Source organism: Streptomyces sp. PCS3-D2 (genome assembly GCF_000612545.2).
Lineage (GTDB): Bacteria > Actinomycetota > Actinomycetes > Streptomycetales > Streptomycetaceae > Streptomyces.
This window is the reverse complement of sequence record NZ_CP097800.1, coordinates 5,969,749-5,977,500: the sequence shown is the minus strand read 5'-3', so window position 1 is coordinate 5,977,500 and position 7,752 is coordinate 5,969,749. Positions and strand designations below refer to the sequence as shown.

The 7,752-nt window shown below is 71.9% G+C and carries 10 protein-coding genes (1 of these 10 only partly in view); 3 read left to right on the top strand and 7 right to left on the bottom strand.

Annotated elements, in window-relative coordinates; translation table 11 throughout:
- Both AW27_RS26745 and AW27_RS26740 read left to right on the top strand, forming a co-directional pair.
- Positions 1-515: the 3' portion of a YbhB/YbcL family Raf kinase inhibitor-like protein gene (locus AW27_RS26745; protein ID WP_037930705.1), read on the top strand. 22 nt of this gene lie to the left of the window's left edge; only the last 515 of its 537 coding nucleotides appear in the window; its start codon lies beyond the left edge, outside the window; its stop codon occupies positions 513-515.
- 149 nt (positions 516-664) lie between these two features.
- The gene (locus tag AW27_RS26740) at positions 665-1,168 is read left to right on the top strand and encodes an HNH endonuclease (RefSeq protein ID WP_037930702.1); all 504 of its coding nucleotides are present in this window, start codon (positions 665-667) and stop codon (positions 1,166-1,168) included.
- 37 nt (positions 1,169-1,205) lie between these two features.
- Here AW27_RS26740 and AW27_RS26735 read toward each other — a convergent pair whose 3' ends face one another.
- From AW27_RS26735 to AW27_RS26720, 4 genes are all read right to left on the bottom strand, one after another.
- Positions 1,206-1,973 carry a sulfite exporter TauE/SafE family protein gene (locus AW27_RS26735; RefSeq protein ID WP_037930739.1) on the bottom strand — a complete coding sequence of 256 codons (768 nt, stop codon included), beginning with the start codon at positions 1,971-1,973 and terminating at the stop codon, positions 1,206-1,208.
- A 104-nt stretch (positions 1,974-2,077) separates the two neighbouring features.
- Positions 2,078-3,061: an SPFH domain-containing protein gene (locus AW27_RS26730; RefSeq protein ID WP_037930698.1), complete on the bottom strand. Its 984-nt coding sequence runs from the start codon at positions 3,059-3,061 to the stop codon at positions 2,078-2,080.
- An 84-nt stretch (positions 3,062-3,145) separates the two neighbouring features.
- Positions 3,146-3,574: an NfeD family protein gene (locus tag AW27_RS26725; protein WP_037930736.1), complete on the bottom strand. Its 429-nt coding sequence runs from the start codon at positions 3,572-3,574 to the stop codon at positions 3,146-3,148.
- Between the two features lie 93 nt (positions 3,575-3,667).
- A complete protein-coding gene (locus AW27_RS26720; RefSeq protein ID WP_037930696.1) occupies positions 3,668-4,462 on the bottom strand; it encodes an ABC transporter ATP-binding protein in 795 nt (264 codons plus the stop codon).
- Between the two features lie 133 nt (positions 4,463-4,595).
- Between AW27_RS26720 and AW27_RS26715 the strand changes: the two genes are divergently transcribed.
- Entirely contained in the window at positions 4,596-5,378 is a 783-nt protein-coding gene (locus AW27_RS26715) for a hypothetical protein (protein ID WP_037930693.1), read from the top strand.
- A 122-nt stretch (positions 5,379-5,500) separates the two neighbouring features.
- Here the strand turns inward: AW27_RS26715 and AW27_RS26710 are convergent, their stop codons facing one another.
- The 3 genes from AW27_RS26710 to AW27_RS26700 all read right to left on the bottom strand — a co-directional run bounded on the left by AW27_RS26710 (position 5,501) and on the right by AW27_RS26700 (position 7,716).
- Complete coding sequence (locus tag AW27_RS26710) at positions 5,501-5,746, bottom strand: chaplin (RefSeq protein WP_037930731.1); 246 nt, start codon at positions 5,744-5,746, stop codon at positions 5,501-5,503.
- A 160-nt stretch (positions 5,747-5,906) separates the two neighbouring features.
- Positions 5,907-6,575, bottom strand: a complete 669-nt coding sequence (locus AW27_RS26705; protein ID WP_052031393.1) for a response regulator — start codon at positions 6,573-6,575, stop codon at positions 5,907-5,909.
- Positions 6,568-7,716 (bottom strand): GAF domain-containing sensor histidine kinase, encoded by a 1,149-nt coding sequence (locus AW27_RS26700; protein ID WP_037930727.1) that lies wholly within the window; start codon positions 7,714-7,716, stop codon positions 6,568-6,570. The genes AW27_RS26705 and AW27_RS26700 overlap by 8 nt, the downstream gene beginning before the upstream one ends.
- Positions 7,717-7,752 lie beyond the last annotated feature (36 nt).

Below are 7,752 nucleotides of genomic sequence, written 5' to 3'. Positions count from 1 at the left end.
CGCTCCCCCACGATTTCCACCCCGAGGTGCACGGGTTCACCGTGACGAGCGATGACGTCTCCCACGGCGCGGACCTGCATGCCGCCCAGGTTCTGACGGGGAAGAACGTCTCGCCGCAGCTGCGCTGGGAGGGCTTCCCCGAGGGGACGAAGAGCTTCGCCGTGACCTGCTTCGACCCGGACGCGCCGACGGGCAGCGGGTTCTGGCACTGGGTCCTCTTCGACCTGCCCGCCTCCGTGACGGAGCTTCCGGCCGGTGCGGGAACCGGGGACTTCCCCGGTCTGCCGGAAGGCGCCGTGCACGCCCGGAACGACTACGGGACGCGGGACTTCGGCGGTGCGGCCCCGCCGCGCGGCGAGCGGCACCGCTACGTGTTCACCGTGTACGCGGTGGACCGGGAGCAGCTGGGCCCGGACGCGGACTCCTCGCCCGCGGTCGTCGGGTTCCACCTGCGGTTCCACGCTCTGGGGCGGGCACAGCTCGTCGCCGAGTACGAGGCGCCCGCCGCGCGCTGATCGTTCGCCCGGCGTTTGCCCGGTCCTGGTCTAAAGAAGCCCGGGACCGGGCATTTTTATTGCGTTGTCCCGCGTGGCGCACGCGGCCAGAGTGGTTGCGGGCCTTGCCGCCGTGGTGGTCGCGGGCCTGCACACGGGAGGTGGGCGAGATGCGGGACACGCTGGTGCTGAATGCGAGCTTCGAGCCGCTGTCGACGGTGACGTTGAACCGAGCTGTCGTCCTGGTGCTCCAGGACAAGGCCGTCGTCGAACAGTCGCACCCCGAACTGCGGGTCCGCGCCGCCACCATGGATCTCCCGATGCCCCGGGTGATCAGGCTCTGCAGGTATGTCAGGGTGCCCTTCCGAAGACATGCTCCCTGGTCGCGGCGGGGGGTGTTGGTCCGAGACCAGCACCGGTGCGCGTACTGCGGCAAGCGCGCGACCACGGTGGACCACGTACTGCCGCGGGCGCAGGGTGGTGGGGACACCTGGCTGAACACGGTGGCCTCCTGTGCCGAGGACAACCACCGCAAAGCGGCCAGGACTCCGGAGGAGGCGGGGATGCCGCTCCTCCGGAAGCCCTTCGTGCCGTCTCCGGCGGACGCCATGCTCCTCGCGCTCGGGGTCGCCGGGCAGGAGGCGCTTCCGGAGTGGCTGGAGCGTTCCGCCTAGACCCCGTCCGCTGAGTGGCGTATTTCTTCTCCGCTGCTCAGCGGACCAGCAGCTGGACGATCGCGAGGAGGCCGACCGTCACGATGACTCCGCGCAGCACGTTCGGCGGGAGGCGGCGGCCGACCTTGGCGCCGATCTGGCCGCCGATCGTCGAGCCGATGGCGATGAGGAGCACGGCGGTCCAGTCGAACTCGGCGACGAAGAGGAAGAAGACGGCCGCGATGCCGTTGACGAGGGCGGCGACGACGTTCTTGACGGCGTTGATGCGTTGCAGGTCGTCATGGAGCAGCAGGCCCATCAGCCCCAGGTACAGCACGCCCTGGGCCGCGCCGAAATAGCCGCCGTAGGCGCTGGAGAAGAGCATGCCGCCGAGCAGGAGCGGGCCGCCGTCGGGGTGGGCCGTATCGCCTCCGGCTTCCTGGCGCCGGCGCAGGGCGGCGGCGAGCCGGGGCTGGAGGATGACGAGGACGAGTGCGAGTCCGATGAGGACGGGCACGATCGTGTCGAACGAGTCGGACGGCAGGGCCAGGAGCAGGGCCGCGCCCGCGAGCCCTCCGACGGCCGAGACCGAGCCGAGCCGCAGGACGCGGGCGCGCTGCCCCCGGAGCTCCTTGCGGTAGCCGACGGCCCCACTGATGGAACCGGGCACCAGACCCAGGGTGTTGGACACGTTGGCGGTGACCGGCGGCAGGCCGGTGGCCAGCAGCACCGGGAAGGTGATGAGGGTGCCGGAGCCGACGATGGTGTTGATCGTTCCCGCGCCGATGCCGGCGGCGAGGACCGCGAGTGATTCCCAGATGGACATGGACGGTGCCATCCCCTTTGCATGAGTGAGTCGCCTCCCCGCCATGAAGGTCGAGGGGCCTCACTGATCATGCCTCAGGGGGCGTGCGCGGCCGGTCGCCGGGGTCAGTCGATCGGGGGCTGCTCGCGGCGCTCGGCGCCGTCCTTGTCCCGGGCTGCCGGGATGCCGCCGTCCTTGCCGGGGCTCTTCGGGTTGAAGCCCGAACCGCCGCCCAGAGGGCCGAAGTTGCCCATGGCGCCGGAGAGGCCCTTGAGTGCGTCGCCGATCTCGCTGGGCACGATCCAGAGCTTGTTGGCGTCACCTTCGGCGATCTTCGGGAGCATCTGCAGGTACTGGTAGGCGAGAAGCTTCTGGTCGGCGTCGCCGGCGTGGATGGACTCGAAGACCGTACGGATGGCCTGTGCTTCGCCCTCGGCCTTGAGCGCGGCGGCCTTCGCCTCACCCTCGGCACGCAGGATGGAGGACTGCTTCTCACCCTCGGCGCGCAGGATCTCGGACTGCCGGACACCCTCGGCCTGGAGGATCGCGGCGCGCTTGTCGCGGTCGGCGCGCATCTGCTTCTCCATCGAGTCCTGGATGGAGGTCGGCGGCTCGATGGCCTTGAGCTCGACGCGGTTCACGCGGATGCCCCACTTGCCGGTGGCTTCGTCGAGGACTCCGCGCAGGGCGGCGTTGATCTCCTCGCGGGAAGTGAGGGTCCGCTCCAGGTCCATGCCGCCGATGATGTTGCGCAGGGTGGTGACGGTGAGCTGCTCGATGGCCTGGATGTAGCTGGCCACTTCGTACGTCGCCGCCCGGGCGTCGGTCACCTGGTAGTAGATGACGGTGTCGATGTTGACGACGAGGTTGTCCTGGGTGATGACGGGTTGCGGCGGGAACGGGACGACCTGTTCACGCAGGTCGATCCGGTTGCGGATCGAGTCGATGAACGGGACGACGATGTTGAGGCCCGCGTTGAGGGTGCGGGTGTAGCGGCCGAACCGCTCGACGATGGCGGCGCTGGCCTGCGGGATCACCTGGATCGTCTTGACCAGTGCGATGAAGACCAGAACCACCAGAATGATCAGGACGATGATGATCGGTTGCATGCGGTTCCCCGTGCCCTTCCGGCTGTCTGTGCTGCCCCGTTGATCGGAGTCTCGCAGACCTGGGGGCCGCGAGCAGGCTGCTTCTCACATCACGACGGCGGTCGCGCCGTCGATCTCCACCACGTCGACGGTCCGGCCCGGTTCGAAGCTGGTGTCCGCGTCGAGGGCGCGGGCGGACCAGATCTCGCCGGCGAGTTTGATGCGGCCGCCGCTGCCGTCGACCCGTTCGAGGACGACGGCGGTTCTGCCCCTCAACGCGTCGATGCCGCTGCGGTGTTGGGGGCGCTGGTCGCGGTGCCGCTGGGCGATGGGCCGGACGACGGCGAGGAGCGCGACCGACACGACCGCGAACACCAGGACCTGGGCGACCACCCCTCCACCGAGGGCCGCCGTGACGGCTGCCGCCACCGCTCCGACGGCGAACATGCCGAATTCCGGCATGGCGGTCAGGACCAGGGGGATGCCCAGTCCGACCGCGCCGATGAGCCACCACACCCACGCGTCGATGTCCACGTGGTCATGGTAGGTCGGCCGGACGGGCTCGGGACAGGGTGCGGGCGGCGGTACCCGGAGGATGACCGCCCGCGGTCCGCGTACCATGGGCGGTCAGCCGAGGGGCAGGCCCTGCGCGGTCCAGCGGTCGGCGCCGTTGCGCTCGACGACCAGGGGGAGGCCGAAGCAGAGCGAGAGGTTGCGCGAGGTCAGTTCGAGGTCGATGGGACCGGCGGTGACGACCTTGCCCTGGCGGATCATCAGGACGTGGGTGAAGCCGGGGGCGATCTCCTCGACGTGGTGCGTCACCATGATCATGGAGGGGGCGAGCGGGTCGCGTGCGAGGCGGCCGAGGCGGCGTACGAGGTCCTCGCGGCCGCCGAGGTCGAGGCCCGCGGCGGGCTCGTCGAGGAGCAGGAGCTCGGGGTCGGTCATCAGCGCGCGGGCGATCAGGGTGCGCTTGCGCTCGCCCTCGGAGAGGGTGCCGAACTTCCGGTCGAGGTACTCGGTCATGCCGAGCCGGTCCAGGAAGGCGCGGGCGCGCTGCTCGTCGACCGCCTCGTACTCCTCCTGCCAGGTCGCCGTCATGCCGTAGGCGGCGGTGAGGACGGTCTGCAGGACGGTCTGGCGCTTCGGGAGCTTGTCGGCCATCGCGATGCCGGCCATGCCGATGCGGGGGCGCAGCTCGAAGACGTCGACCTTGCCGAGGGTGCTGCCGAGGATGGTGGCGGAGCCCTTGGTGGGGAAGAGGTAGCTGGAGGCGAGGTTCAGCAGTGTGGTCTTGCCGGCGCCGTTGGGGCCGAGGATCACCCAGCGCTCGCCCTCCTTCACCGACCAGGAGACCTGGTCCACCAGAGCCCGGCCCTCGCGGACCACGGATACGTCCACCAGCTCCAGAACATCGCTCATGAGCGTGTTGTCACCCCTTGCAGTCACGGTTCACTGTGCGCCGGTAGACGCAGCCCCAGGGGAAAACCTACGCCACTCGGGGAGGGGTCCGGGGCCGGGGCCCGGTGCGGGTGGCGATCCGTAAAGTGGGGGGATGCTTTTCGAACCACGTTCAGGGCGGCTGGCCGCCTGGGGGAACGCGCTGCTGGCCGGTCTGGTCTCGCCCGACGAGGCCGCGATGTCGATCGTGGGCGAGGACGCCGTGCACCGGGTGGAGGGTCTGCCGGGCGAGCCGGGGCCGGTGGGGCTCACGCTGGCGCTCGGCCGGCTCCGTGCGCTGGGGGTCAGGGGGCTGCGGGTGGCGCTGCCGGCACCGGGGCACCCGCTGGGGCTGAGCGGGCCGCCGGAGTTCAACGCGCGGGCGCTGGAGGCCGAGGAGGCCGTCGTCGCGGTGGGGGCGGCGGTGGGGCTGGTGCCGGAGGTGGCCGAGGCCGGTCCGGCCGGGGACGTGCACGTGTCGGTGACCTGGCACTGCCTGCCGGTCCGGGAGGCGCCGCCGGCGGACGTGCCGACGCTCGGCGAGGCGGAGCGGGAGCTGGCGGAGGCGCTGCGCGAGGCGACCGCGGTGCTGACCCGGCTGGACGTGGCGGGGTCGGGGCCGGTGGCGGAGGCGGCGCTGTCGGCGTACCGGGCGCGGGCGGAGGCCGGGCAGGACGCGCTGGCGCCTGGGTATCCGCCCCGGGCGGTGCGGGTGCTGGCGCTGGCACAGCGGGTGGATCTGATGGTGTCGCTGGCGCACGAGAGCGGGCACGGGGGTGCGGTGGCCGCCTCGGAGATGGTGGCGCGGGCGGAGGCGCTGCGGCCGGTGGAGCGGGTCGCCCGGCGGGCGCTGGTGGCCGCCTACAACGCGGCCGTCGAGGCGCGCGAACGGGGCTGAGCAGCGGGCTTGTGGTGCGGTGCCTTCGCTGGGGCGGGGCCGCGCCCGGGTTGTGCGGGGATCGGCCCGCGGCCCCGCTTCCGGGGAGAGGGGGGAAGCGGGGCCGCGGGTCGGGGGTGGGGTCAGGCGTTGACGCCGCTGTTGCCCCACGCGCCGTTGAGCAGGCCGATCACGTTGACCGTGTTGCCCACGACGTTGACGGGGACGTGCACCGGGGCCTGGATCAGGTTCCCGGAGGCCACGCCGGGCGAGTTCAGGGCCTCGCCCTCCGCTGACGCACCGCTGTGCGCCGAGGAGACACCGGCGCCGGCGGCGAGGAGGCCGCCCGCGATCATGGTGACGGCTGCGGCCTTCTTGAAGTTCTTCACGTTCTCGTCCTCCAGTACGTCCGCCGCGACCGGCCGTCGCGGCACGCCATGGAGAACGGCCACCCCGAACCCGGGGATACGCCATGTGGGCTACATACACCCGACCGTATGAATCTCAGCTGATTCCCAGCCCGTAAGCAATCGGTCCGATTCGGGCGGTCTACTCGGTGATTCCGTGCCTGACCGCCCACAACGCTGCCTGGGTCCGATCGGAAAGGTCCAGCTTCATCAGGATGTTCGAGACGTGCGTCTTGACCGTCTTCTCCGACAGCACCAGGGCGCGGGCGATCTCACGGTTGGAGCGGCCGTCCGCGATGAGGCCGAGGACCTCGCGCTCGCGGTCGGTCAGCGAGCCGGACCGACCCGCCTGGGGGCTGCGGTCGTCCTGGGCGATCAGGGCCTGCGCCACCTCCGGCTGGAGCAGGACGTGGCCGGCGTGGACGGAGCGGATGGCGCCCGCCAGGGCGTCCGGGTCGATGTCCTTGTAGACGTAACCGGCCGCGCCGGCGCGCAGGGCGGGGACCGCGGTCCGCTGCTCCGTGAAACTGGTGACGATCAGCACCCGTGCGGGGTTCGCCAGCTCGCGGAGCCGGCGCAGGGCCCCGATGCCGTCCGTGCCCGGCATCTTGACGTCCATGAGGATCACGTCGGGCCGCAGCTCCTCGGCGCGGGTGATGCCCTCGTCGCCGTCGGAGGCCTCCCCGACGACCTCGATGTCCTCCTGGACCTCCAGGAAGGTGCGCAGGCCCCGCCGGACCACCTGGTGGTCGTCCACCAGAAGGACGCGGATGCGGCTGCGGCTGCCACCGCGGGCGGTGCTGTCAGCCACCGGGGACCTCCATCTCGATCGTGGTGCCCTGACCGGGCTCCGAGTGCACGGCGAGGCGGCCTCCGACGCCGCTCGCGCGGTCCCGCATGGAGACCAGGCCCAGATGGCGGCCCGCCCGGCGGACCGCCCGGGGGTCGAAGCCCTCGCCGGAGTCGGTGATGCTGAGGACCGCTCCCCCGGTGGGCGTGCGGGCCAGGGTGACCTCGACGCGGTCGCCGCCCGAGTGGCGCAGGGCGTTGTGCAGGGCTTCCTGGGCGACCCGGAGCATCGCGTCCTCCTGGGCCGCGGGGAGGGCCCGCACGCCCTCGCAGGCGAAGGTGACGTGCGCGGTGTGCGCGCGGTCGAGTACCTGGACGTGGGTGCGCAGGGTGGCCACCAGGCCGTCCTCGTCCAGGGCGGCCGGGCGCAGCTCGGTCACGGCGGCGCGCAGTTCGTCGGCGGCCTCCGCGGCGAGGGCGGCCACCTGGTGGAGTTCGTCCTTGGCGCGGGCCGGGTCGCGGTCGACGAGGGTCGCGGCGGCCTGGGCGGTGAGGCGCAGGGAGAAGAGCTTCTGGCTGACGGCGTCGTGCAGCTCGTGCGCGAGGCGGGAGCGCTCCTCGGCGATGGTGAGTTCGCGGCTGCGTTCGTAGAGCCGGGCGTTGGTGAGGGCGATCGCCGCGTGCTGGGCGAGCAGGGAGAGGAGGTCCTGGTCCTCGTCGGTGAAGACGCGGTCGGCGCCGTCGGGGGCGCTCCTCTTGTTCGCGAGGAAGATCGCTCCGAGGGTCTCGTCGCCGTCCCGGACGGGCATGCCCAGGAAGTCGGACATCTCGGGGTGGGCGGAGGGCCAGCCACCGAAGCGGGGGTCCTTACGCACGTCGGCGAGCCGCTCGGGGCCGTTCTGGTGGAGCATCGCGGCCAGGACGCCGTGCTGCCGGGGCAGCGGGCCGATCCGCCGCCACTGTTCGGCGCTGATGCCGTCGACGACGAACTGGGCGAAGCCGCCGTGGTCGTCCGGGACGCCCAGGGCCGCGTACTCGGCGTCGAGCAGCTCGCGGGCCGACACCACGATCGTGCGCAGGACGTCGCGGACCTCCAGGCGGCGGCTCATGGCGAGCAGCGCCGTACTCACGGCGGCCAGGCCGCCGCGGGGTCCGCGCGACAGGGGGCTTGCGGTCATGGCCTCACCGTACCGGCGGCC

Bases quoted from the DNA above. Each gene is read 5' to 3' on its own strand.
- AW27_RS26740 (WP_037930702.1), top strand. From the start codon at position 665: ATGCGGGACACGCTGGTGCTGAATGCGAGCTTCGAGCCGCTGTCGACG.
- AW27_RS26715 (WP_037930693.1), top strand. From the start codon at position 4,596: ATGCTTTTCGAACCACGTTCAGGGCGGCTGGCCGCCTGGGGGAACGCG.
- AW27_RS26735 (WP_037930739.1), bottom strand. From the start codon at position 1,973: ATGTCCATCTGGGAATCACTCGCGGTCCTCGCCGCCGGCATCGGCGCG.
- AW27_RS26720 (WP_037930696.1), bottom strand. From the start codon at position 4,462: ATGAGCGATGTTCTGGAGCTGGTGGACGTATCCGTGGTCCGCGAGGGC.
- AW27_RS26730 (WP_037930698.1), bottom strand. From the start codon at position 3,061: ATGCAACCGATCATCATCGTCCTGATCATTCTGGTGGTTCTGGTCTTC.